Origin of the sequence: Litchfieldia salsa (genome assembly GCF_900104555.1) — a bacterium.
GTDB classification, from domain to species: domain Bacteria; phylum Bacillota; class Bacilli; order Bacillales; family Bacillaceae_L; genus Litchfieldia; species Litchfieldia salsa.
In genome coordinates, this window is sequence record NZ_FNJU01000008.1 from 183,744 (window position 1) to 208,323 (window position 24,580).

At 36.2% G+C, this 24,580-nt stretch carries 15 protein-coding genes, 12 tRNA genes and 1 pseudogene; 5 read left to right on the forward strand and 23 right to left on the reverse strand.

From position 1 onward, the window contains the following. Nucleotides 1–320: 320 nt before the first annotated feature. Together BLQ56_RS15830 and BLQ56_RS15835 are read right to left on the reverse strand one after the other, a co-directional pair. Entirely contained in the window at nucleotides 321–2,645 is a 2,325-nt protein-coding gene (locus BLQ56_RS15830) for an AraC family transcriptional regulator (protein ID WP_090856415.1), read from the reverse strand. A gap of 317 nt (nucleotides 2,646–2,962) precedes the next feature. After that, nucleotides 2,963–4,075, reverse strand: coding sequence for a glycoside hydrolase family 88 protein (locus tag BLQ56_RS15835; protein WP_090856417.1), 1,113 nt, complete (start codon nucleotides 4,073–4,075; stop codon nucleotides 2,963–2,965). Between the two features lie 110 nt (nucleotides 4,076–4,185). Here BLQ56_RS15835 and BLQ56_RS15840 point away from each other — a divergent pair, with 110 nt between their 5' ends. Beyond that, nucleotides 4,186–5,055, forward strand: a complete 870-nt coding sequence (locus BLQ56_RS15840) for an AraC family transcriptional regulator (RefSeq protein WP_090856420.1) — start codon at nucleotides 4,186–4,188, stop codon at nucleotides 5,053–5,055. A 95-nt stretch (nucleotides 5,056–5,150) separates the two neighbouring features. On the opposite strand, the gene BLQ56_RS15845 is transcribed toward BLQ56_RS15840, so the two are convergent. Then, nucleotides 5,151–6,011: an AraC family transcriptional regulator gene (locus BLQ56_RS15845; RefSeq protein WP_090856423.1), complete on the reverse strand. Its 861-nt coding sequence runs from the start codon at nucleotides 6,009–6,011 to the stop codon at nucleotides 5,151–5,153. 154 nt (nucleotides 6,012–6,165) lie between these two features. Between BLQ56_RS15845 and BLQ56_RS15850 the strand changes: the two genes are divergently transcribed. Further along, the gene (locus BLQ56_RS15850) at nucleotides 6,166–8,139 is read left to right on the forward strand and encodes a glycoside hydrolase family 31 protein (protein ID WP_090856426.1); all 1,974 of its coding nucleotides are present in this window, start codon (nucleotides 6,166–6,168) and stop codon (nucleotides 8,137–8,139) included. 120 nt (nucleotides 8,140–8,259) lie between these two features. Here the strand turns inward: BLQ56_RS15850 and BLQ56_RS15855 are convergent, their stop codons facing one another. The 4 genes from BLQ56_RS15855 to BLQ56_RS15870 form a co-directional block, all read right to left on the reverse strand. Then, the gene (locus BLQ56_RS15855) at nucleotides 8,260–9,351 is read right to left on the reverse strand and encodes an ABC transporter permease (RefSeq protein ID WP_090856429.1); all 1,092 of its coding nucleotides are present in this window, start codon (nucleotides 9,349–9,351) and stop codon (nucleotides 8,260–8,262) included. Beyond that, nucleotides 9,348–10,274: an ABC transporter ATP-binding protein gene (locus tag BLQ56_RS15860; RefSeq protein ID WP_090856431.1), complete on the reverse strand. Its 927-nt coding sequence runs from the start codon at nucleotides 10,272–10,274 to the stop codon at nucleotides 9,348–9,350. Before BLQ56_RS15860 ends, BLQ56_RS15855 begins: the two co-directional genes overlap by 4 nt. A 135-nt stretch (nucleotides 10,275–10,409) precedes the next feature. After that, on the reverse strand, nucleotides 10,410–10,835 hold the full coding sequence (locus BLQ56_RS15865; RefSeq protein ID WP_274380241.1) for a DUF6526 family protein: 426 nt from the start codon (nucleotides 10,833–10,835) through the stop codon (nucleotides 10,410–10,412). A 123-nt stretch (nucleotides 10,836–10,958) separates the two neighbouring features. Continuing rightward, complete coding sequence (locus BLQ56_RS15870; protein ID WP_175490333.1) at nucleotides 10,959–16,151, reverse strand: ATP-binding sensor histidine kinase; 5,193 nt, start codon at nucleotides 16,149–16,151, stop codon at nucleotides 10,959–10,961. 117 nt (nucleotides 16,152–16,268) lie between these two features. Between BLQ56_RS15870 and BLQ56_RS15875 the strand changes: the two genes are divergently transcribed. Next, complete coding sequence (locus BLQ56_RS15875; protein ID WP_090856439.1) at nucleotides 16,269–16,424, forward strand: anti-repressor SinI family protein; 156 nt, start codon at nucleotides 16,269–16,271, stop codon at nucleotides 16,422–16,424. On the opposite strand, the gene BLQ56_RS15880 is transcribed toward BLQ56_RS15875, so the two are convergent. After that, nucleotides 16,405–17,130 (reverse strand): response regulator transcription factor, encoded by a 726-nt coding sequence (locus BLQ56_RS15880; protein ID WP_338011856.1) that lies wholly within the window; start codon nucleotides 17,128–17,130, stop codon nucleotides 16,405–16,407. The genes BLQ56_RS15875 and BLQ56_RS15880 overlap by 20 nt on opposite strands. A gap of 298 nt (nucleotides 17,131–17,428) precedes the next feature. Beyond that, nucleotides 17,429–18,412: a tRNA dihydrouridine synthase gene (locus tag BLQ56_RS15885; RefSeq protein ID WP_090856497.1), complete on the reverse strand. Its 984-nt coding sequence runs from the start codon at nucleotides 18,410–18,412 to the stop codon at nucleotides 17,429–17,431. A gap of 309 nt (nucleotides 18,413–18,721) precedes the next feature. On the opposite strand from BLQ56_RS15885, the gene BLQ56_RS15890 reads away from it, so the two are divergent. After that, a complete protein-coding gene (locus BLQ56_RS15890; protein WP_274380242.1) occupies nucleotides 18,722–19,132 on the forward strand; it encodes a VOC family protein in 411 nt (136 codons plus the stop codon). Nucleotides 19,133–19,375: 243 nt separating this feature from the next. On the opposite strand, the gene BLQ56_RS15895 is transcribed toward BLQ56_RS15890, so the two are convergent. Both BLQ56_RS15895 and BLQ56_RS15900 read right to left on the reverse strand, forming a co-directional pair. Next, complete coding sequence (locus BLQ56_RS15895; RefSeq protein ID WP_204381086.1) at nucleotides 19,376–21,448, reverse strand: HAMP domain-containing sensor histidine kinase; 2,073 nt, start codon at nucleotides 21,446–21,448, stop codon at nucleotides 19,376–19,378. After that, entirely contained in the window at nucleotides 21,435–22,121 is a 687-nt protein-coding gene (locus BLQ56_RS15900) for a response regulator transcription factor (protein ID WP_090856447.1), read from the reverse strand. Before BLQ56_RS15900 ends, BLQ56_RS15895 begins: the two co-directional genes overlap by 14 nt. Nucleotides 22,122–22,462: 341 nt before the next feature. Between BLQ56_RS15900 and BLQ56_RS15905 the strand changes: the two are divergent. Beyond that, nucleotides 22,463–22,734: pseudogene (locus BLQ56_RS15905) on the forward strand (nucleotide pyrophosphohydrolase). A 206-nt stretch (nucleotides 22,735–22,940) separates the two neighbouring features. Here BLQ56_RS15905 and BLQ56_RS15910 read toward each other — a convergent pair. The 12 genes from BLQ56_RS15910 to BLQ56_RS15965 form a co-directional block, all read right to left on the reverse strand. Further along, a tRNA-Arg gene (locus tag BLQ56_RS15910) sits at nucleotides 22,941–23,014 on the reverse strand. A gap of 12 nt (nucleotides 23,015–23,026) precedes the next feature. Beyond that, nucleotides 23,027–23,101, reverse strand: a tRNA-Asn gene (locus tag BLQ56_RS15915). An 8-nt stretch (nucleotides 23,102–23,109) separates the two neighbouring features. Further along, nucleotides 23,110–23,186 (reverse strand) — tRNA-Ile (locus BLQ56_RS15920). A 13-nt stretch (nucleotides 23,187–23,199) separates the two neighbouring features. After that, nucleotides 23,200–23,273, reverse strand: a tRNA-Gly gene (locus tag BLQ56_RS15925). A 40-nt stretch (nucleotides 23,274–23,313) separates the two neighbouring features. After that, nucleotides 23,314–23,388: transfer RNA gene (locus BLQ56_RS15930), tRNA-Gln, on the reverse strand. 265 nt (nucleotides 23,389–23,653) lie between these two features. Then, nucleotides 23,654–23,737, reverse strand: a tRNA-Tyr gene (locus BLQ56_RS15935). Between the two features lie 41 nt (nucleotides 23,738–23,778). Further along, nucleotides 23,779–23,854: transfer RNA gene (locus BLQ56_RS15940), tRNA-Asp, on the reverse strand. A gap of 38 nt (nucleotides 23,855–23,892) precedes the next feature. Continuing rightward, nucleotides 23,893–23,969, reverse strand: a tRNA-Met gene (locus tag BLQ56_RS15945). Nucleotides 23,970–24,132: 163 nt separating this feature from the next. Next, nucleotides 24,133–24,225 (reverse strand) — tRNA-Ser (locus BLQ56_RS15950). A 21-nt stretch (nucleotides 24,226–24,246) separates the two neighbouring features. Then, nucleotides 24,247–24,319 (reverse strand) — tRNA-Ala (locus tag BLQ56_RS15955). Between the two features lie 13 nt (nucleotides 24,320–24,332). Then, nucleotides 24,333–24,409 (reverse strand) — tRNA-Pro (locus tag BLQ56_RS15960). 5 nt (nucleotides 24,410–24,414) lie between these two features. Further along, nucleotides 24,415–24,491, reverse strand: a tRNA-Arg gene (locus BLQ56_RS15965). Nucleotides 24,492–24,580 lie beyond the last annotated feature (89 nt).

The window sequence follows — 24,580 nt, forward strand, 5'->3', positions numbered from 1 at the left end:
GCAAACTTTGTTGCTATTTACACTAGGTTAGGTTGATTTGCACTCCAGGTATGTGCTTTCCGCGGGGCAGGTGATGAGCCTCCTCGTCGCTTTGCTCCTGCGGGGTCTCATCCTTCCTGCGCATCCCGCAGGAGTCACATACCTTCCGTTCCAATCAACGAGCTCTCCAAATTAAATAAGTCTTAAAACAACAATCTTTTAGAAAAGAACCTACATATAAAACCCTCTACTCAAATGTTTGTCATAAGACTAAACTGGCAGAGGGTTATCTAAAAACACTCATATACATTTCCTATAATAAAAAATCCTTCTATATACCTTTAACTAATCTCCCGATACTGCCCAGGTGTTACACCCTCAACTTTTTTAAAAACTCTAATTAACCCAACACTGTTTGCATAACCTACTTTAGTTGCAATCTCTGATATGGTAAGTTTTCGATTTGGCAATAAATTTTTCGATTCTTCGATTCTCACTTTGGTAATAAAATCAGTAATTGTGAGACCACCTTGCTTCTTAAAAAAAGTAGACAAATAGGATGAATTCATACCAAAATGGTCAGCGATCATACCAAGGCTAAGCATGTTGTCATGATATTTTTCTTCAATAAAAATAGTAATCTCTTTATATAGGCGTTCTCCTTGACTAGATTGATTAGATTGATTTTCTTGTATTTCATGGCAAAAGTTATGATATAGACATTTAATTTTTTCTTGTAATTCTTCAACTGTGTTACATTCTGAAATCACTTTAAACGGTTGATGCATATCTATGAACCTTTTTTTATCTTCTATACTTAAATGACTAAGAAGCTTTACCCAGGTACTAACTAAGTCATAAGACAAGCATTTACTAATTTCAGGTGTCATTTCTTGTTGCACATTATTAATAAACACCTGATTGAGTAATTTTTCTACATTTTCACGATCTCCGTTTCTTGCAAAATTAAGGATCTGGACTTCTGTTTCCACTGGATAATGATAATCATATCCACTATTATTCTTAATATCATTATAAAAAATAATTGAACTTGGGCCCTTTATCACCCTATAATCTAGAGCCATGATTGCTTCTCCATAACATTCTGATACTTTATTTAAACCTTGATGTATTTGACTAATTGCTACGGAAACCTTTATACCAAATCGCTCCATTAAAATGTCGTTCAATTCTTTTACACGATTTAATTGTTTCGTTTTTTCACTCACAGTATCATTAGGATGGTTATTTAGGATAATAAGCTTGTCTCGCTCTATTTCAATGGTATATCCATTGTCAGCGAAAAGCTCTTCGCTAAGGTTAGAAATAATAAATCTTGTTAATACCCATTGTGTATCCATATTTTCTTTCGTGAATTGACAGTATTTATCGACCTGAATAATCATTACGCTGAAAAAATCTGAGTGAAAGCTTACACCCATAACATCCAGTTCTTTTGTAGGCATTGCTGCAATATCTACTTGTCCCCTAATGACTCGTAAAATAAAATTAGATCGAATTACTGGCTCTTGTTGTGCTACAATCCTATGTAATTGAGATTGTTTATTTATAGAGCTTACAATACTTTCCTTTATCAAATCCATTTCGTTTGAGAAATTCCCTTTTGGACGGTTATGTCCTATAACCGTATTAACCACTTCACGAATTGGCCGATAATTCCGCATTGCTAAATAATAGGAAACCACAATTCCTATAACGATAAAAAGGATCAACAAACCATAAGCCCATGATTTGACATAATTTACTCCTGATAACACAATCTCCCTTGGAACAAGAGATACATAAGTCCAACCATTTTTTTCTGATGTTGTATAAGAAGCAATCATGGCTTGTTCACCGATTTCTTTTTCAAATGAACCTTCTTTTTTATTCAGTAGTGGTTTAATCCCTTCAAACGCACCTTCATAGTCACTAGTTGACATCATAATTTCTTTATTCTCATCTGCTATATATATGACCCCTTGATTTAAGCCCTCCAGTTGCTGAAGCATCTCTCTTATCTGCTTTTCATCAATGTGGACCATGAGTACTCCTTTTACTTCTTTTACCTCTCCATAGGGCAATGATTGAACAAGTGTGATAATATTTTTTTCTCCTGAAAGCATGTTTACTTTTTCTGAAGGAAAATAATCTCTCATATGAAATCGTGATAACTTACTCATAATCTCATCATAAGTAGAGTTTTCGTAATTTTTAATGTGGTTAAAAAACAAAGAGGAATTTGTTTTCATTGTTGATGATAATAACACATCAGACTCCGCAAAATAGATGTAATAATCATCAATATCTGTACTAACAGTTTGATACTTTTTCAGTTCCTTAATAAAATTAATATATTCATAATTACTTACCGTTTGTTGGTTAGTCATTAAATGATTCAACCTCTGATCTAATGAAACTTGCAAGGATAATTGCTCGGCTTCTTCAAACCTGTTATCTAAAACTAGCCTTACTTGCTCTAACATCGTTGTATTTGATTCAGTTGCATTCTTGACCATGATTGATTCAACCCTGTCAAATAATAAAAGGCCAATAATAACAGGTAGAAGTAGAACAACTAAATAGGAAATAAGTAGTTTTACATAAACAGTTTTAGGGGTCTCGTTCATCTTCCCCTTTAAAATAAAGCGCTTACATCCCAACATATTACTCACCTCATATTTGTGTTATTGCACGTTCTATTATTTTAAATGGAAGTCTTTACTAAATATCAATTCATTAAGTAAATTATACGTTGGCTAATCTAATAAAAGTTAACATTTAATTACCAATAATATCGTTCTGTTGCTCTATTTGAATATTCAAAAACATTTAAGCATATATGAGTACAGTTTCACTAAGTCATATTCACCAATAAAAGAAGCTTTCTAAATGTCTAGTTAACTTTTAGAAAGCTTCTGTGAATCTATTTATATATCCATTAAGTGTTAAAAATTTCCCTTATAGAGCAACTTTCACACAATTAAAAAATTCGTCGTTTCCATCCATTAAGCTTAGCTATCGCTTCAACATAATAATAATCACCATAAATGAGCGAAGTATTTATATTCTCATTAACGGGCTTATTTCCTGTTCCTTCTAATAGAATACCCTGTTGCTCTGGTTGGTCCCACGTCCCATAATTTTCAGTTAAGGAAGCTAATATGTTTGTTGCTGCATCTGCATAGATTCTTCTTTCATTACTTGGAACTAAATCGGCAATTTCTAACAAACCAGAAGCGGCAATTGCTGCAGCAGAACTATCTCTTGGTTCATTTTCAATTGAATCTAGACGGAAATCCCAATATGGAACATGATCATCTGGAAGACCAGCAATAAAATGATTTGCAACTCGTTTAGCCGCATTTAAATAACGGGAATCTCCGGTATGTCGGTATGTGTTAGCAAATCCATAAACCGCCCATGCATTTCCCCTGCTCCATGCTGAATCTGATGCATTTCCCTGACCACCAATCGATTCAATAAACTCACCTGTTTCAGGATCAAATGATAGAATATGACAAACTGAACCATCTTCTCGAACACCATGCTCCAAGATCGTGTCCGCATGAAGTGTAGCAATATGCTTGTATCTAGGATCCCCAGTTACACGACTTGCCCAGAATAAAAGCGAAAGATTCATCATACAATCGATAATCGCCCAACCTGTTTTATCACCATTCCAAGCTCGGATAAATTTCCCAACCGGGTTAAAACGTCCTGCTAAATAGTTCGCTGCTTGCATTCCTATTCCAAAGCTACTCTCATTTTCTAGAATTTCATGTTTAATTACAGCTGTTAGTAGGAATTGAAAACCTACATCATGATCCAATCCAACTGGGTGCTTAAATAAACATTTTTGCAGCTCCTCATCCCAATGCATTGCAGCATTCTTAAACTTCTCATTTTCAGTCATATCATATAATACCCACAGTAACCCTGGCCAGAATCCTGATGTCCACCAAACATGAGGCATATCGTCATAAACCCCATCAGCCCTTGCTACATGTGGTGCTTTATCACCTATTTGATCTACCATACGCTCTACTTTTTCTTCAAGCATTTTTAATATTTCTTGTTGATTAAGCTTGTGCATGTTTTCCCTCCTACATCTGTTAATAAATAAAGTATAACCTCTCTCAACAATTAAAAGTTGTAGTATAATAACTAATAATATGGTTCTGTTGTTCTATTAGGAGGGATATCATGAATGGTTTATTTGAATCTATATTGTTCGATATAAAGCCTTTTCATTGGGTTTATCGACGGGTATCAGATGATAATTTTAGAGGATTCTACCACTGGCATCAAGGCTGTGAATTTTTATTCGTTCACCGTGGACAAGGACGTGTTATTGTAAATCAACAGACCTATGATATTAAACCAGGTATGCTATTCTTTTTCCAACCCTTTCAATTACATATGGTACATGTTGAAGTATCAAAGCAGACCCCTTACGAGCGAAGTATCTTACATTTTGACCCAATATCCCAAGGGAGAAATCTACATGAATTCCCAGGGCTAAATTCCTTATTAAATCGACTTCAGAATGGTATAGATGAAAATCAAGCATTTGACTTATCCAATCGTTTTAACTATTTTTCTGAGATGGTTGATGCTTTTAACCAATCCACTATAACGAATAATTGGGAGGAAGATTGTCAGCTCTTTATTATGCAAACCCTCTCTTGCATCCGATTAAACACCCAAGATTTATCAAGTTCGCTTCAGCATAATAAGTTACGTTCTCTTCGATATTCGGAAACGATTATGAAGTGGATTGAAGAGCATTATATGGAAAGCTTTGACTTGGAAAAGCTTGCTACTGAGCTTCATTTATCAAAGCCTTATGTCTCGAGGATCTTCAAACGCGAAACCGGAAGTAACCTTACTGAATACTTAACTGTTCGCAGAATAAAACAAGCCTGTCACTTACTACAAATGACGAATGACCCTGTTGAAATAATTGGTGAACAAGTCGGTATCGGAAATGTGTCATACTTTATCCATTTATTTAAAAAAACAATCGGAACAACACCACACCAGTATAGACTTTCGCATCAAAAAAATATCTAGAAGATATTCAGCTAATAAGTGCGTTGACCCCTTAAGGGATTCAACGCTATTTTTGTGGGATTTATTCCAACTATAGGTTAGTTTTTCAGAATCTTTTAATTATTTTTTAGAAATTCACTTGGGGAAGCATTTTTCAATTTTCTAAAGACACGTCCAAAATAAGTTAAGTTCGTATATCCAACTGTAAAAGCAACCTGTTGCACTGTGTAGTGATGAGTTCGAAGTAAACGTTCAGCTTCATGAATACGTAGCATATTCATGTATTCCGTTAAAGTTTTCCCGGTTGCCCTCTTAAAAAGATAACAAAAGTAATTAGGACTAATACAACATATGCTCGCCGCTTGCTTTACAGAAAGAGGCTCATGGAAATGATTACTCAGATGTACCAGAACCGGATCAATAGAGCCTTTATCCTGATTCCGTTTTCGAAGGGGCATTTCTTCCGCTTTTTGAAAAGCATAGCCAATAGATTCTAGCAGTCTTGCCTTTACTATTAGTTCATAACCGTATGGCTTTTCAGAATAGACATCCCTTAATTTCATTAAGCAATTCTCTATTATTAGTGACTGGGGCTCATTAGCTTTAAAATAGGTCGGTACGCTTACATCGTTTGATAGTAAGGGTAATATGTATTTCTTTTCTGTATTGTCTAACCCGGTATTTCTAATTAGGGACTCATTAAAAACAATTGCATATAGCTCACTATCCTTTGATTCAGGAAAGGCAGAATGTATTTGTTTTGTATTTACAAATATAAGATCGCCTTCATGTAAGTCTTGAAATGTAGAGCCTACTTGAACACGAAACGACCCTTTAGCAATAACAATCCATTCTAGATGCTCATGCCAATGAAGTGGAATAATGTGAGGGTCAGGGTAATGAATATGAAAGATATTAATAGGAAAGGTTTGGTCAGGAATCACAGTATGCTCTTTCTTCGATAACGTAATCTCCAATGTATAACCTCCTCAAAACGTAATATTGTTCGAGCCTTCCGTAATCCTCGACATAGATTATTACTCTATATGATTAGTATACTTCTAATTGTAATATGATTTTCACTTTGAAGTAAACAGATAGAAACCTATCTGCAAGGAGGAGAATAGTACTATGTTTAAAGCAGATCGAAATCGCCTCGTCCGAGAATTTGACTCAGAAAAATTATGGATCGAGCCTTGGGGGGAGAATTCTCTACGTGTGCGTGCATCGTACACGACAATAGAAGATTCCGATTGGGCGCTTTTGCCTATGAATGATATAAAAACCGAAATTAAGATTGATGAGGAAGTCGCAACGATTGTAAATGGCAAAATAAAAGCTGAAATAAAGCGTACTGGCCAAGTTACTTTTTATAACCACAAGGATGAAGTATTAATTAGAGAATCAGAAAACACATACCAATTAAAATACGGTGGTAGGGAGTTAATCCCACATCCAGGAAGCAGTAATTATCGACTAACGCTTCGCCTGGAGTCTGATCCAAACGAAAAACTTTATGGAATGGGTCAATATCAACAGCCTTTTCTAAATCTTAAGGGTTGTATGTTAGAGTTGACACACCGAAATAGCCAAGCAAGCGTACCTTTCGTTTTGTCTAACTTAGGATATGGTATGCTTTGGCATAATCCTGCAGTGGGGCGCGTTAACTTTAATCTAAATGTAACCGAATGGCAGGCTCCTTCCACTAAACAATTAGATTATTGGATTACTGCTGGAGATACTCCACAAGAAATAGAAGAGTCGTATGCTTCTGTGACCGGAACTGTACCTATAATGCCTGATTATGCGATGGGCTTTTGGCAATGTAAATTGAGGTATCAAACACAAGAAGAATTAATGGAAGTTGCAAGAGAGTATAAAAAAAGAGAGCTTCCTATCTCTGTGATTGTCGTTGATTTCTTCCACTGGACAAATCAGGGAGATTGGAAGTTTGACCCTGACTATTGGCCTGATCCAGAGGGAATGGTTAAAGAGCTTCGGGAGATGGGGATTGAACTGATGATATCCGTATGGCCAACAGTGCAAACAGAGAGTGAGAATTATCAAGAAATGATTGAAAAAGGATATCTTGTTAGATCTGATCGAGGTGTTCGCACCCAATTCCAATTCTTAGGTCAAAATGCAATCTTTGATGCGACCAACCCGAAAGCTCGCCAATTTTTATGGAATAAAATAAAGAAAAATTATTATGATAAAGGAATAAAAGTATTCTGGTTGGATGAAGCAGAGCCTGAATTTACCGTTTATGACCATGATATATATCGTTATCATCTTGGTTCTAGCTTACAAGTGGGTAATATTTACCCAAGCAAATATAGCCAGACATTCTATGATGGAATGAAAGCTGAAGGACAAGAAAACATTATAAATCTTGTTCGTTGCGCATGGGCTGGGAGCCAACGGTTTGGTGCTCTAACTTGGTCTGGTGACATTCACTCCAGTTTTAAGGTTCTAAATAATCAGGTTCGTGCTGGTTTAAATATGGCTATTGCGGGCATTCCATGGTGGACAACGGATATTGGAGGCTTCCATGGAGGGAATCCAGATGATCCTTCCTTTCGTGAATGTATGATTCGTTGGTTCCAGTATGGTGTATTTTGTCCTGTCTTTCGATTACATGGTGACAGAATGCCGATGCAGAAACCGATAGGTACGACTGGCGGAGGTCAATGTCATAGTGGTGCGGCGAATGAAGTATGGAGTTATGGAGAAGAAGCTTATGAAATTTTCAAGGAATACTTACACCTACGTGAGCGTCTTCGTCCTTATATTTCAGAGCTTATGCAGCAAGCTCATGAAAAAGGAACACCTCCTATGCGTCCATTATTCTATGACTTTCCAAACGATAAGGAAGCATGGGAAGTTGATGATCAATATATGTTTGGTCCAGATATCATAGTAGCCCCTATCTTGAATGAAGGGCACAGAAATCGTCGTGTATATTTACCTTATGGTGCCGAATGGAAGAATCCTTATTCTGGACAAACGTTTGAAGGTGGACAATATTTGACTGTGGAAGCTCCGTTAGAGCGAATTCCGTTGTTTTTAAAGAATGGCGCCGATCTACCGATTGCATCTAGATAGAAGTATAATTTGAACAAAAAAAACCAGTAACAAGAACGCTTCTTTCAATCAAGGCAACTTTATAAGTCTAAAGTAGGCGCGATCCTTTTCAAGGATTGCGCCTAATAACGTCCCCATTAACTATTCCCACTTAAACACATAACTAGCTAAGGTAAATCCTCCTATTAGCCAGGCTCCTAGAACTAGAGTTTCAGTTCCTAATTGAAGGAATGGTGTTCCTATATTCATCGTCTCTCTTAGGGCTGAGCTAAGGTGAGCAATTGGTAAGACCTTCACAATAGGTTGAATGAAGTCAGGCATATTACTTATCGGAAAAAAGACTCCACCAAGAAACAGCATTGGAAATGTAACAAAACCAGCAATCGGTCCAGAGCTTTCTGGATTTTTTGCAATTCCAGCAATGATAAAACCCAGTGACATAAATGCTAGTGTTCCAAGAATGATAAAAAAGATTAATGCCAGCCATGAACCAACAACCTCTATTTTAAAAATGAGATTTGCGATTAACACGACTAACAAAGCTTGTGATCCATTGAGAAGTAAACGCGCCGTTATTTGTGCCGCTATAAAGGTTGATGCTTTCAATCTCGTGCCCTGCATCCTCCTTAATATACCTCTCTCACGCCAAGCTGAAATTTGGCCTGCGACACCATTCATATTGTTACTCATGATCATCATCGCAACAATGCCAGGTACTAAAAAATCGACATATCGAATATTTAGGGCTTCAATCCCAACCTTTTCAATCGTCACCAAAGGCTTATAGTCAACAAGATCTTTACTAAATTGATCAACTATCCCGTTAACAACCGTCAGCCCAAGCTCTGAAACAGTAAGGTTTTTTTCATTATAATAAACAGGAAGTGAGGAAGGCTGGTCACCGCTCTCTAATTTATCTTCATAGCCTTTTGGTATTTCAATCAGCAGTTGAATATCACCATTTTCAATCGCTTCCTTCCCTATTTCAACTTCTTCGTAATCAATGGTTTCAATTCCCTCATTTTCATAGAATAACTGCCCTAAATCTTTCGATGAATCTGTTTGGTCAGCATCTATAATTCCTATTGTAAGTTCTATCGAATTTGCACCGCCGATAAATGAACCAAGTGCCAGCATTAATATAATTGGGAAGAGTAGCGTGAAAAATAACACTTGTTTATTACGAGCAAAAATTCGTAATTGCGCTAAAGTTAATTGCCAATATGCACTCATGACTCTCTTATACTCCTTCCTGTCATATGTATAAAGACATCTTCTAAAGTTGCTTGACGAGTTTGCAAATCCTCAATCTCTAGGTTATGTTCAGTTGATAGTTGAATAAGAGATGTTAATGCGATCTGAAGATCGTCCGTGTAAAGCTGTATAAAAGTATCCTTCATTGAAACTTTTTTCACTCCGTTCATTTTCGTAAACCAGTCTTGCTCAGGAGGATTGTTCAAGTGGAATTCTATCGTGCTGGTAGATTGTAAGTTTTTCACCAAATTCGTTGGAGTGTCGAGCGCAATAAGTTCCCCTTGATCCATAATTCCGATGCGATCACATAAAACATGAGCTTCATCCATGTAATGAGTTGATAGAATAATTGTTTTTCCTTGTTCCTTTAACCTGAGGACTATATCCCATAATGTTCTTCTTGCTTGGGGGTCAAGTCCTGTTGTTGGCTCATCGAGAAATACAATGTTTGGATCGTGGATAAGAGCTAAAGCAATCGCAAGCCGTTGCTTTTGTCCACCTGATAGGCCCTTAATTCTAGCTTTACTCTTTTCAGTTAGTAGCATATCATTTATTAGTCCGTCAATGTTCACATGACTCGGATAGAAACTTGCATATAATCGTAAAATCTCATCTACCTTTAATAGCTCGAATAATGATGTAGACTGAAGCTGTACACCAATTACCTCTTTGACTTTATTCACTTCTTTCCTGACATCAAATCCCGCCAGTATGGCTGTTCCTTCATCTGGCTTTCTGAGACCAACAAGCATTTCAATTGTTGTCGTTTTCCCCGCGCCATTTGGCCCAAGCAGCCCGAAAACTTCTCCTTTCTTCACTTGGAAATCAACGCCTTTAACGGCAACAAAGGAGCCGTACCTTTTAACAAGTCCTTTTACTTCAACCATTGTTTCATTAATCATGAACTAGCCTCCCTGGTCATTTCCTTAACACTTTTGAGAACAGCATTCCTAGATATATACTAAATGTGAATAGCTTCACTTTTTATTTTTTCAAAAAATAAACAGCCCTTATTGAGCTGTTTATTTTAAATCCTATTATACGCGATGATAGTCTGACTTCCAATTATTAACAGATTTCTTGATTCCATCTGGTGACAGATTCTCTGACAATGCACGTTCAACTAATCCTAGATATTCTTCATCATCAGCAAATCGAAGGGCAATCACCTGCTTCAAAGTAAGCCTAGAATCTAATAATTCCCCTGTTAATCGGTAATACCTAAAATTTTCTTCGTTACGAATAATTCGGTCTTGAAGATAAACTGCATAACCTCTAAGTTTTACTGACAAGAGTAAAATGATAATCGCAATTAATGTAACGATTGTACTTAATAACCAATCACTACTAACATGATTAATAAAGAAGAAAATTGATAAGATAACCACACTAAAAGAAGTTAATACAATACCTAGAAATACAGGATCTGCTTTTCTATGATTCTGATAATTTTGTTGTTCGATGACCTTAACCTCCTATCACAATCAAATATCTGCACAAACACCTAGTCAATATATTCTCTATGATAAATCTTTAGAATAATAAAGCTTTGATTTCCTTAAATCTTTTTGAAAAAACTCGCAATTCTAAACAAGTATAGGATCAACCTGAAAAGCTGGTAGTTTTATATGGAAGGTTGAACCTTCAACAGGCTTACTTTCAGCCCAGATTTCACCTTCGTGTAATAGGATGATTTCTCTACATATGGCTAAACCTAATCCATTGCCATGTCTTGATTTGGTGAAATGACGATCAAATAGATAAGGGATGTCTTCGGCTATTATCCCCTCTCCACTGTCTTTGATTGACATGTATGCATCTCCGAGATTATTGTCAATGCGCAAAGAAATTGAAATTCCTCCCGCATTCGTATGTCTAATTGCATTTGATACAATATTAGAGAAAACTTGACTGAATCTCCTCACATCTACTTGAACCATTGGATAACTCTCCTCCCCAATTTGTTCAAGCTCAAGTGAGAAAAATAAACCTTTTCTTTTTACATCATATTCAAACTGCTCACATAACCGTTTAAGCAATCGATCCACTGGTACGATATCAAAGTTAAAATTGAATTGTCCCGAATCAAGTTGAGCAAGATCAAATAAGTCATTTATCATCTCATTCAACCCATCTACCCGAACCACACACTTTCTTAAATAGTCCTCTCTTTGCTCAGAGGTTTCTACTAACCCATCTAATATTGCTTCAACATAGCCTTTAACAGAAGCGATAGGTGCTCGTAGGTCATGTGAAATATTCGATAATAAGTGGCGGCGCTCTTGTTCAGATTGGGCTAGCTTATCATTCATTTGTTCCAAGTTGTAATTAACTAATTCTAGCTCTTTCGTACGCTCTTTGACCTTTTCTTCAAGCTTTCCATATAACTCCGCATTTTCAATTGATATAGCAGCTTGAGTTGAAAGGAACGACAAAAACTTTATTCGATCTTCAGTAAATGCGTACGTTGTTTGATTATTTTCTAAATATAAAATACTATTTATTTTCCCCTTATATATCGCCGGTAGACATAAAATAGATTTTGTTTTATTCCTTATGACATAAGGATCCTCAACAAACATCCCCTCAGCACTTGCATCATTCAGTACGATTGCTTCACGGCTTTTCACAACATAATTAATAATCATTTCAGGAAACATATTGGTTCCTTCAATCGTCTCCATCGATAGCTCCGTAACTGATCCATCAATGTTCGCTCTTGCAGCAACTACTAGCTGATCATCCTTTTTAAGTAGTAGAAATCCCCGTTCTGCTCCCGCATTTTGCATCGTGATATTCATTAATTTCTGGACGAGGTTTTCCTGAATGATTTCGCTAGATATCGTCTGTGCTGCTTTAAAGGATGCGTCAACATCAAATTGAGAGACAGATGGACGTGCTGCAAATCCAAATCTATTATCATCTGAAACATTCATAATGAAGCCTTCATATTCCTTGTGAAGCTTACTAGCTTTCGCATTCGCTCCCCACTTATTATAGCTACGATATGCTTCTGTTAAATAGGCACTTCCTACGCTTTCAAGTCCTCTAGAAAAATAATACTGTCCCGCAGCTTCATTGACAACTGCTACATCCTGAATATAATTATTCTTCCTTGCTAGTTGGATAGCTGTATCATAGTCATGTATTGCCGATGCATGATCACCATCTATTCTTGCTATTTCTGCTTTTAAAAGCATCCATTTGTGTAAATAATTTTCCGGACAAAGCTTTGCCCACTTTCTAAGCTTAGACGCGTTCTTTTTAAGTCTCTTATAAAGTGACTTTCTCATTGATGAAGGTGACTTATGATATAACCTTGAGGCCCATAATCCATCATAATAATAATAGTCAGAAATAATAACAAGTGTTAATCGATTACTGATCAGTTTTTCTAAATGATTAATTACTAGCTTTGCGTATTCCTCTGCATTATACAAATAAGACATTTGTAGTCTTATTGTATAATGCATGATTTTAGCAGAATCACCTTCTGATATTTCTTCGAATTCCCAACCTGAACACGTGTCATCGTTCTGCAAAACTTTAATCCAATGAACAAGCTCATTTAGAAACCCCTTTGATATCACATAACGGATTTTATCTATAAATGAGAGTTGACTATTCACACCCTCAAGCACTTCATGTAAAGATCCACCCATCATGAAAAGGGTAACTGAGATAAAGGAGCTATTGGCTCCTGCTAGGCTAATATTTCCTGCATCAATACAATATTGTTGAGACTGGTTCAAATAGTGGAAATTTTGTTTAAGTGGATGCTTCCAATGATTAATAAAACTTCCGTAAACAAAATAGACTCTCCCTTTTAACCCAGCATTCCCACTTCTTTCAGCAAGCTCAATAGCCAGTTTTCCAAACTCATAGCTTTTATTAAAATCACTAAAACCTGCACTTAAAATGAGTGCATAATTATTGAATACCAATGAGGTGATATCAGTTACACCATGCTTAAGGGTAAACCGTAATGCTCTAATCATTAAAATAGTCGCAAGATTTTGGTCCACATGAAAAGTTGGTGAATTCAACGTGATCATCGTATTCAATAATTGCCTTTGTACTTGATCCTCTAACTGAGGTAGCCCCATTAAATCATCAGTCTTTTTCCCAATTAACGCCACTTTAGCGAGAAACAACTCTTTTGCAATGATTGCCTTTGATGGGTTTCTATGAATATTCCATCCAAATAATCTTAATCCTGCAATTCCAGAATCTACAGCTTCTTCTACACGATGAACATGCGTATATAGAACCATCTTTAAGTTATAAATTAATAATTTTTCATGATTTGTCCGCATATTCTCTAACACTTGATCAAATGTAAGGTCTGCATCTTCAAACATACTATTTAAATACTGACATTCCCCAAGACCTGTCATTAGTCGTTTCGTTAACTCATAATTTGTGTCCCATTTAGCTCCAAACATCTCATATGCCGTTTGAAAATAGTCCAGTGATTCCTTAAATGCGGCAGATGCCTTAGCCTGTTCACCCGCTATCACATTCCATTCAACTAAAGGGACCCATTCCTCCTCATTTAAATAACTTCTACAAATATTCAAATGATTTACAGTTTCAAACAAATGATTATCAATCATCCCCGATTTCACGAGTAGTCTACCTATCCTAAGGTGTACTTCTTCCTTCTCCTCTTTTGTCATGACAGAATAAACAGCTTGTTGAACTCTATCATGGCAAAACCGATAGGTCGGTGGATGGCTTTCAGTTAATTGTTTGGGTGCATCATGATAAATCCATTTGTAGATTGAGTCCTCTGGTAAAAGTAGGCCCACATCTAGAGCTTCCCATAAATCTTTTGCGGTTAATGTAATTTCCTGTTCACAAATAATGGATAATGTCCGCAAATCAAATTCATTTCCAATACATGAAGCTATCTTTAATATGCTTTGAGTATTATATGGAAGTTTTTGTACCTTTTTAATCATCAAATCAACAATCGTCTCTTGTTCCAAGGTCATTTTAATTTTCTCAAATTCAATTTTCCATGCTCCTACATCCTCCTGAAAGAAGATCGTACCATCATAGTAAAAAGATTGTAACAACTGCTTTATAAAGAAGGGATTTCCTTGGGTAATCCTGTACATCAAAGACGCTAATTGGTTAATTTCACTCCCTTCGTCCATTACTGTTTCTTCAACCCACTGAATAATCGTCTTTTCCTCTAATGGATTTAATGCAATTTCTATAATTGATATATTCTCTTTTTTTAGATTTTTAATGGTTTGAACAAATGGATGCTCCAAAGTTATTTCATTATCACGATAAGCTCCTATTAATAAAAAGTAATGACTATCACTATGTGTGAGTAAATACTCAATCAACTCTAGCGACGCGGTATCTGCCCATTGGAGATCATCAAGAAATAAAACCAATGGATGATCCTTTGTCGAAAATACATTTACAAACATCTGGAAGATCAAATGAAATCGCAAATGAGCATCACCATTTGATAACTCTTCACCCGTTGAACGATTCTCTACTACCCAATTTAACTCTGGTATAATTGATGAAATAACAGATATTTGGTCCGACAGCTCCCTTTCAATAGTCGCTTTCCAGTCTTGAACACGTTCGTCTCCTTCAGTCAATATCTGTCTAATTAATGATTTAAACGCTTGAATAATTGGTGAATACGGCTTTTGCCTTTGAAGCAAATCAAACTTTCCCGATATATAATAACCTTTTTCTTTGACTAACGGGGTTTGAATTTCATTAACAAGTGCTGTTTTCCCAATACCAGAATGCCCTTTGATCAACACTAATTCTGATTTACCAGTACTCACCCGTTCAAATGCCTTAAGTAATTTTTCTTTTTCTACGTCTCTACCATACAACTTACTTCCGGGTTCAAAGGTCGAAATAGGATCATCTTGTCCTAATTGGAAAAGATCAATCTTTCCAAATATCTGAAGTTGGTCCTGACAGTTTTTTAAATCTTCCCTTAACCCAAATGCACTTTTATATCGGTCTTCTGGTATTTTTGATAAAAGCTTCATAATAAGATCGGAAATTACACTAGGGATTTTTGAATTTTCACTTGTTGGATTCGGAGGTGTTTTTGCAAGATGTGCGTGTAATAATTCAATGGGTTCTTGGTTTGTGAATGGCAGTAGACCAGTAACCATTTCATAAAGTACAACACCAAGTGAATATAGATCTGCCCGATAGTCAACAGACCGATTCATTCTACCTGTTTGCTCAGGAGAGATATAAGCTAGTTGCCCTTCAAGTTCATATGGGGTTACACTTTTACGTTGGCTTTCTTTTTTTAATTTCGTAGCATAATAAAATCCTGTAATCTTTAGTTGGCCAGTTCTTCTGTTTATAAGAATATTATCAGGATTTATATTTTTATGAATGACTTCCTGTTTATGTAGATTTATGAGAGCAGTTGATAATTTCAAGGCAATTGAAAGGAATTCCGAAAGATCTAATTTTTTATCTGAAAGCAGTGTCCTTAAGGTTTCACCTGAAAAATACTCCATTACGATAAATGGCTCATTTAAATGAGTTTCTATTTTTATCGGTTTGATGATCTCTTCCATATCCAACATTTTAGTTATATGAAATTCATGGATAGTAGCGGCCATCTCATGAAGAGTAGGATTCGGCTGTTTTACTGCTTTTAGTAAAATGAACCTGTTATCTTTAATGAAATATCCTTTATATAGGATCGATGTACGATTTTCAACTTCTACTTCGACTATTTTATAGTCTGTTAATTCAGGTATTCTCCTCAATATTGTCACCCTTTTAGGAATTTTCAATTTTCTTTAACTAATCTTTAACAACTCTTATACGTACTTTTATCTTCATCACCTACAATATAAGTATGTATCACCCTTGGAGGTTGAAGAATGGAAAAAAGTAGTCTATTACAGAGTATTGATTCTAATCAAACGCTAGATAAAGAATGGGCAAAGTTAATCTTAGAAGCTAAGAACAATGGTTTGTCCATTAAAGAAATCCGAGATTTTTTTAATGATAAGAGATTCACTCTCGAAAACCAATAAACTTATACCCAATACCTCTGACTGTTACGATATACATAGGTTTTTCAGGTACTGGTTCAACTTTTTTGCGCAAATTACTTATATGGACCATAACTGTTCGATTATCACCTAGACTTTCTTCTCCCCAAATCAGTTCGAAGAGATCCTTTACACTAAATACGCGGTCAGGATTCTCAGCTAATAGACAAATAAGTTGATATTCTTTTGCAGATAGTTGTACGGTTGCCCCATTCGCCTTAACAACACAGCTTACTTTATCGATACATAGACCAGGAAATTCAATGATTTCCTTCTCCTTTCCCAGTAAGGCGCTGGATTGGTTTGCAATAGTTCGGTGACGTCGAAGGTGACCTTGGACTTTTACTGTTACAAGTGCTGGACTGAAAGGCTTTGTGATGTAGTCATCCCCACCAATTTTATGACCTAGAATTTTATCAATTTCATCCTCTTTTGAACTTAAAAAAAGAATCGGAACAGTAGTCTGTTGACGTATTAACTGACAAACTTCAAATCCGTCCATTCCCGGAAGCACAACATCTAATATAATTAGGTCAGGTTTTTGTTCTTTCAATAATCGTAATGCGGTTGTACCATCTTCAGCATGAATGATCGTATAACCTTCCCTTTGTAGATATAATTGTAAAATTTCTCTGATATCACAATCATCTTCCACTAACATTACTTTTTCCCTTGACACAAATTCCACCCACTTTTCCCCTTAACACTATAACTCTATATCACTATCATTGTACCACCTTTTTCCTATATTATCCAACGAGTAGCATGGGTTATTTTTCCTAAGGAGTGATATAAGTGGATGTTATTTAAAGGAATATTCGTGGGAGAAATTTATTAATATGTAACTCTGCATAACGCAAAATGACCATCAAAACAGGATACTTTTTGATGGTCACCTTTTAATGATTGCTATAGCGAAACCGTAATTAATCAAGGTCTCTATTTTTTTAGTCTTTTTCGTAAGCTTTGTTGCTCTTAGTCGACTTCTATTGTTCCACCACTCCATCAAAATTCTCAGATTCAAACTGATCGAGCAATGCTCGCACTTCATCTGTTGACTTTGTGTTCATTAATTGGTTTCTCAATTCACCTGCTCCGCGAAACCCTTTAACATAGATCTTAAAAAAGCGATGAAGAGCAGTGAACTTACGTAGCTCTAAATTTGAATATTTATCATGGAGATCCATATGCAACCTTAAGAGATCTAGCAATTCCTTACTAGTATGTTCTTTCGGCTCCTTTTCAAAGGCAAATGGATTATGGAAAATACCACGCCCAATCATCACACCATCAATTCCGTATTGATGAGCAAGCTTTAAGCCAGTTTGGCGGTCAAGAATATCCCCATTGATCGTCAAAAGTGTATCTGGTGCAACCTCATCACGAAGCTTCTTAATTTCCGGGATTAGCTCCCAATGAGCATCTACTTTGCTCATTTCTGCTCTTGTACGCAGATGAATGGAAAGATTCGCAATGTCTTGCTTCAATATGTGTGTCAGCCAGTCGCGCCATTCGTCTAGCTCCTTAAATCCAAGCCTTGTCTTTACACTTACAGGCAATCCTCCTGCTTTTGCGGCTTGTATTAATTCTGCTGCGACTTCTGGACGGAGGATCAGGCCACTTCCCTTTCCGTTTTGCGTCACATTAGGTACAGGACAGCCCATATTGATATCCAATCCTTTAAACCCAAGCTCCGCCATCCCAATACTCATTTGCCTAAAATTATCAGGCTTATCTCCCCATATATGAGCGACAATCGGTTGTTCATCCTCTGTAAAAGTCAAACGCCCGCGCACACTTTTGTTTCCCTCCGGGTGACAATAACTCTCCGAATTCGTAAACTCCGTAAAAAACACATCAGGTCTAGCTGCCTCACTCACTACATGACGAAAAACCACATCCGTCACTTCTTCCATTGGTGCCAGTATAAAGAAAGGTCGTGGTAACTCACGCCAAAAATTCTCTTTCATCTTCAAATTCAAATCCTCTCAATATGGGAAACAAGATCAACCCCTTGTCCCAAAATTAAAAAGCAATATGTTCTTGCTTCTTTTACACTTATACCATGGTTAAGTGCTTTTTATCAAATAGGTTGGAATGTTAATTTCATGAAATTGGGGTTTGTATTGGAAATGTTTAATTTTGCTTTAGATAATCCTTCCCTAAACTTTAAGCAGTATTTATGTCGCCTGTTTATCTATAAATAAATGTAAGTGTAACTTTAACACTATATAAACGTTATAATTAAGGAGGGATCTCATTTTTTTAAAGTCGGAAGCATATTTATTCCAGTTACAGACATTGAAAAATCCACAGAATGGTATGTACAGTTTCTTCGTGCAAAAGTAATTGATAGATGGGAAGATGGTACTGGCTTTTATTTACCAACTGGGTCAACTCAATTAGCCTTAGTAAAAGTTGAGTCCCCACAGCCTAAAGAGTTCACTACCACTGGTGACCAGAAAAATAGCTATTTTAATTTTGTTGTTGATAATATTGAGACAGCCCAGCAACATTTTAAAGACAATGGCATTGTTACTTCCGAAATCGGTGATTTTGATGGCATGAAATTCTTTGACTTCTTTGACTTAGACGGTAATCCATTTAGTGTGGTTAGTGAAGTTACTAGTTCTCCTTACCACTCAGACAATGTTAGAAAGATGCAAGAAAGTGATAAAATCAATAACTAGATATTTAATATAAAAGAATTACTAATCAAATAGGATTGGTAATTCTTTTATATATTTATAACAAGTAGGGTTATTATTAACGTGCACTTTTTAAAGAATTAATATGTCTTGAAATTTAAAATAGGAGGGACATAGGGACAGGTCTATGATGTGCCAGCAATTAATAAATTCAATTATACAATCAAATATGATTTATAGAGTAGCAGGACAAAATTTCCCCTTCGTCCCTCTTACCTTAACCAATTACTCATTATTACTCTTATATTTAGGTAAAGAGATAATAGCCTTAAATAAATCTCCGTCAACGTGAATGTTAAATCTACCCTTTTGGATTTCAACGAGGTCTTTCGCAATTGATAGACCTAATCCACTCCCTTGGCTAGTTCTGGATTCATCTCCTCGTTTGAAACGTTCCATTAATTCATCTGCCGAGATATTTAACTCCGTTGCTGAAATATTTTTGAAGGTGACAAGTATTTCGTTATCTAAATCCTCGATATCTATATATACCCTTGAGCCTTCTGCTGCATATTTAAATATATTGGATAATAAGTTCTCAATGGACCTCCACAATAATTTTCCATCTGCTAAAATATAAACCTTATTCTTTGGATAATTCAACTTAAAATCTAGTTCCAGCTTCTGTATATCATCATTAACTTCTCCAAGCCCCTGGGTTATTAATGATGTAATATCAATTTTCTCATAGGTAACTGGAATATTTCCACTTGAAGCTTTTGTCGCTTCAAATAAATCATCTGTTAATATTTTTAGCCTTTTTGATTTTTGCTCAAGTACTTCAATAAATTCTTCAAACTTTGATGAGTCTTTTTCATTCTTTAATAGATCAACATAAGTGATAATAGAAGTTAAAGGGGTTCTAATATCATGTGATACATTGGTGATCAGTTCTGTTTTTAACCGCTCACTTTTGAGTTCACGATCAACTGATTTTTTCAACCCATCAGTGATGCCGTTAATATTGGATGCAAGTCTTCCAAACTCTCCTTTTCCACTCACTTCGATCCGATGATCAAGATTTCCATCCTTTATTATTTCTACCCCATCCTGTAATGCTTTAAAGGACTTGACCTTTTTAAAAGCAAACCAGGCTGCTATCCCTATAGTTACCGGGAACATAAAGAACGTCAAAGCAATCAACATCGGGTAACCGATTACGATTAGAATCGTTTTTATGCCGACACCACCGCTTCTATATACTTCTCCAACAAATGTAACTAACTTATAGATTAGACTAAAGATCAATGTATGCTTGAAAAATGTTTTACTTTTCAAATGCTTCACGAGTGACAGTAACAGTATGAGTAAGACTGTGGTAATCGGAACCGTTATTGGTATAAGAAATACATCAATTTTTTCAGATGCCTCTTCTATCAATACAGCCCAAATCGGTATAAGAACTAAACATATCGCTATATTTATATCATTGTATAGTTTATTGAATGTGTGATAGTGTAACTCTTGATCATTAAATGATTTTCTTCCTATTACAAGTACTAGATAGCAAAATGAAAGAATAAATCCTCCTAAAAACCATGCTAATTTATAGAGGTTTTTTGTAGCAATTACTTTGTTTTCCTGCCATTCTTTTATTTCAGAGTTTAAATAAGCTGTCTCAAAAGCAACATATATAGCTTTATTTTCTGGATCTATTTGATCTAGATGTTGTGTTAACCGATATAAATTATCATTTTCTTTTATTTCCTTTGGAAAAAACTCTTGCTTATAATCCTCAAATATTAAATAAGAAGGGTAGGTTTCAAACTGCTTCCTTTCTGTTATCGTAGTGTTTGTGAACACATTAATGCCATCACTAGCATAATACAATTGTCCCTCAGACTCTTCTAGATTTTGCAAATGCAAATGATATTCTTTTAAATCATCCTTAATCATCTTATCCTTTAACTGCTTAATTTCGTCAGCATACTCTTGTGTAAACGTTTCATAGTTTTTCTCTTCACTTAACTGTGGATTGTAACTACTAGAACGGTGACGATAATCTGAAAATAAGTTTTCTTTTTCTCTGATCCATTCATCCTCATCAATCGTTACACCACTTAAAATATGATTTTCATTCTTATATTCCTCTATAAGCATTGTGAGGTTCTTGACGAGTTCTCCACTTTCCTTTACATATGACCAGCTTTGAAAATAATGATCCTCCATTGCGTTACTAAATTCAGCATCATTTTCAACCTCCACTTCTACGACTGCTTGCATAACACCTATTACACAGATGATCGCAATTATAAAAACAACGATTTTCGTTATGAATAAATGGCTATATTTTTTCAACTTTATATCCAACTCCCCATACCACTTTCAAATATTTTGGTTCTTTAGGATTAATTTCAATTTTTTCTCTGATTTTCCTTATATGAACGGAAACCGTATTTTCCGGACTATGGGCCGTTTCATTCCATACTTTCTCATAGATTTCCTCGATGGAGAATACTTTTCCAGCGTATTCAGTCAGTAGCTTTAGTATCTTATATTGCACTGGTGTAAGATGAACATCTTCACCATCTACTGTGATTGTTTTACTGTCATCATCGATCATAAGTCCACCTGTTCTATATATATTACTCTTAGTTTCAAGGCTTCCTAATGCAATATATCTTCTCAGTTGTGACTTAACTCTTGCTATTAGTTCTAAGGGGTTAAATGGCTTGGTTATATAATCATCTGCTCCAAAGTTTAATCCCAAGATTTTATCCGAATCCTCAGTTTTTGCAGAAAGGAAGATCAAAGGTATATTATTTTCTTCTCTAATCTTCTTGATAGCTCTGATCCCATCCATCTTAGGCATCATAATATCCATAATAATAAGGTGAATCTCATGATCTCTAATCATTTCTATAGCTTCTATTCCATTAAAAGCTTTAAATATTTCATAGCCCTCATTTTCTAAATAAATACCTATAGCATCTACAATTTCTTTATCATCATCACAAACTAAGATGTTCATGAAAGTTCCTCCTCAATTTGATTTTTGACACTCGATATCACCTCTTTTAAATCCTACTAAGAGAATGATATCAATAAAATCTTAATATCCACTTTATTCAATTCTTAAGATTTTCTTAGTGTCTACAAAACAGCGCTCTAAACCAATAATCATAGTTACGATATGAGTTAATAAAACAATATAAGTAACATCTTCCAATGGGTACACTTATTTTGCTTCCCCTCTACCTTTTTTTACTCTACTTTAATTCCTTCATAAGAAAATGTAAAAAGAGTTCATTAACCAACAACCTTCATTAATGAAAAAAACAAAGTCGGGAACTTAAATACAAGAAATCGTATATTGAACGAAACTGGAGGCAATACCATAATCCAAAAGACCTTGCCACTCTATTTCTATTGAAGCAGCAGAGCTACTAGAAGACTTTCAATGGATCAATAGCGAGGAAGCACTTAAAACAAACAAAAAAAACATCCGTGAAGAAATCGCGGATGTCTTAATCTACTCATTGATGTTATGATCTGACCTTGGATTGGATGTTAAAGAAATTGTAGAAGAGAAGATATTAAAGAATGGAAGGAAGTATCCTAGAATACTTACTCTTTCGATTTAACTATTCTATATTAGATAATAGTACATCTCTTATCAATATCCAAATTTCGGATTATTCCGTGAATAACTGCTCTTTCTGACTCATTCTTCAATTAATAAGTCAAAAAATTTTAGACACTCGTAACATACTTGTATCTAAGTATTAACTACTAGAAAATCTATCAATAAAAAAAAGACATCCAATCAAGGATGTCCTTTTTACTGTAACGCGCCTTAGAGGATTCGAACCTCTGACCGTACGCTTAGAAGGCGTATGCTCTATCCAGCTGAGCTAAAGGCGCATGATTTATGTATGGCTCCGCAGGTAGGACTCGAACCTACGACCGTTCGGTTAACAGCCGAATGCTCTACCACTGAGCTACTGCGGAAAAATTAATGGTGGGCCTAAATGGACTCGAACCATCGACCTCACGCTTATCAGGCGTGCGCTCTAACCAGCTGAGCTATAGGCCCGTTTTTATAAACCTGGAGCGGGTGATGAGAATCGAACTCACGACATCAGCTTGGAAGGCTGAGGTTTTACCATTAAACTACACCCGCAACTAAAATTAAAGAGGAACTTAAACTAATATTTTAAAATTGGCTGGGCTAGCTGGATTTGAACCAACGCATGACGGAGTCAAAGTCCGTTGCCTTACCGCTTGGCTATAGCCCAATGAATTAGCTTCATGGCAATCTCCTTCGAGTACGCTACATGAACCTACATCGCAGAAATAATTGTGGTTAATTTCAGAAGAAAATTAAACGGAATTATTTCGACATTCCTTTATACTAATTGAGGATATGTAATGCCTTATGTATAACGTAGGTCTTACCTTAACTCAAATCAGTACAAATGTATACTTAGTATTATTACCTTCACATAAAAAAATCTGTCCAATCCTATCCTTAGTAGCATAGAATATAACAGTTTTTAAACATGGTGGAGGGGGGCAGATTCGAACTGCCGAACCCGAAGGAGCGGATTTACAGTCCGCCGCGTTTAGCCACTTCGCTACCCCTCCGCAAATTCTCAAAAAGGAGAATATTAAAATCTATGATTAAATGGCGGTCCCGACCGGGATCGAACCGGCGATCTCCTGCGTGACAGGCAGGCATGTTAACCGCTACACCACGGGACCAGCTTTTTTACATTTAGCTGAAAATAACTATACTTAATTGGTTGCGGGGACAGGATTTGAACCTGCGACCTTCGGGTTATGAGCCCGACGAGCTACCAGACTGCTCCACCCCGCGATAATAAAATTGATAAAACTTAATTCTTCACCATAATTTAAGACTGTCCTGATCTCAGGAAGCATATACAAGAAGCAGATCGATCAGTACAACTCGCAGATTTTCATGAAGCAAATGCTCGTTGCTCCACCCCGCGATAGTAAAATAATATATTTAAATTAAATGGAGGAGGAAGAGGGATTCGAACCCCCGCGGGCTTTGACACCCCTGTCGGTTTTCAAGACCGATCCCTTCAGCCAGACTTGGGTATTCCTCCAAAAGTTATAAATAATCAAAGTGGAGCCTAGCGGGATCGAACCGCTGACCTCCTGCGTGCAAGGCAGGCGCTCTCCCAGCTGAGCTAAGGCCCCGTGATTTTTGGAATGGTCGGGAAGACAGGATTCGAACCTGCGACCCCTTGGTCCCAAACCAAGTGCTCTACCAAGCTGAGCTACTTCCCGATATATGGCGCGCCCGAAAGGAGTCGAACCCATAACCTTCTGATCCGTAGTCAGACGCTCTATCCAATTGAGCTACGGGCGCGCTATAATAAGTCAATTTGCTATTGCAAATGGAAAGATATTTTGCTTTGCAAAAATCTTTGGTGCCGAGGACCGGAATCGAACCGGTAC

Bases quoted from the DNA above. Each gene is read 5' to 3' on its own strand.
- BLQ56_RS15830 (WP_090856415.1), bottom strand. From the start codon at position 2,645: ATGTTGGGATGTAAGCGCTTTATTTTAAAGGGGAAGATGAACGAGACC.
- BLQ56_RS15835 (WP_090856417.1), bottom strand. From the start codon at position 4,075: ATGCACAAGCTTAATCAACAAGAAATATTAAAAATGCTTGAAGAAAAA.
- BLQ56_RS15840 (WP_090856420.1), top strand. From the start codon at position 4,186: ATGAATGGTTTATTTGAATCTATATTGTTCGATATAAAGCCTTTTCAT.
- BLQ56_RS15850 (WP_090856426.1), top strand. From the start codon at position 6,166: ATGTTTAAAGCAGATCGAAATCGCCTCGTCCGAGAATTTGACTCAGAA.
- BLQ56_RS15855 (WP_090856429.1), bottom strand. From the start codon at position 9,351: ATGAGTGCATATTGGCAATTAACTTTAGCGCAATTACGAATTTTTGCT.
- BLQ56_RS15860 (WP_090856431.1), bottom strand. From the start codon at position 10,274: ATGATTAATGAAACAATGGTTGAAGTAAAAGGACTTGTTAAAAGGTAC.
- BLQ56_RS15875 (WP_090856439.1), top strand. From the start codon at position 16,269: ATGGAAAAAAGTAGTCTATTACAGAGTATTGATTCTAATCAAACGCTA.
- BLQ56_RS15885 (WP_090856497.1), bottom strand. From the start codon at position 18,412: ATGAAAGAGAATTTTTGGCGTGAGTTACCACGACCTTTCTTTATACTG.
- BLQ56_RS15900 (WP_090856447.1), bottom strand. From the start codon at position 22,121: ATGAACATCTTAGTTTGTGATGATGATAAAGAAATTGTAGATGCTATA.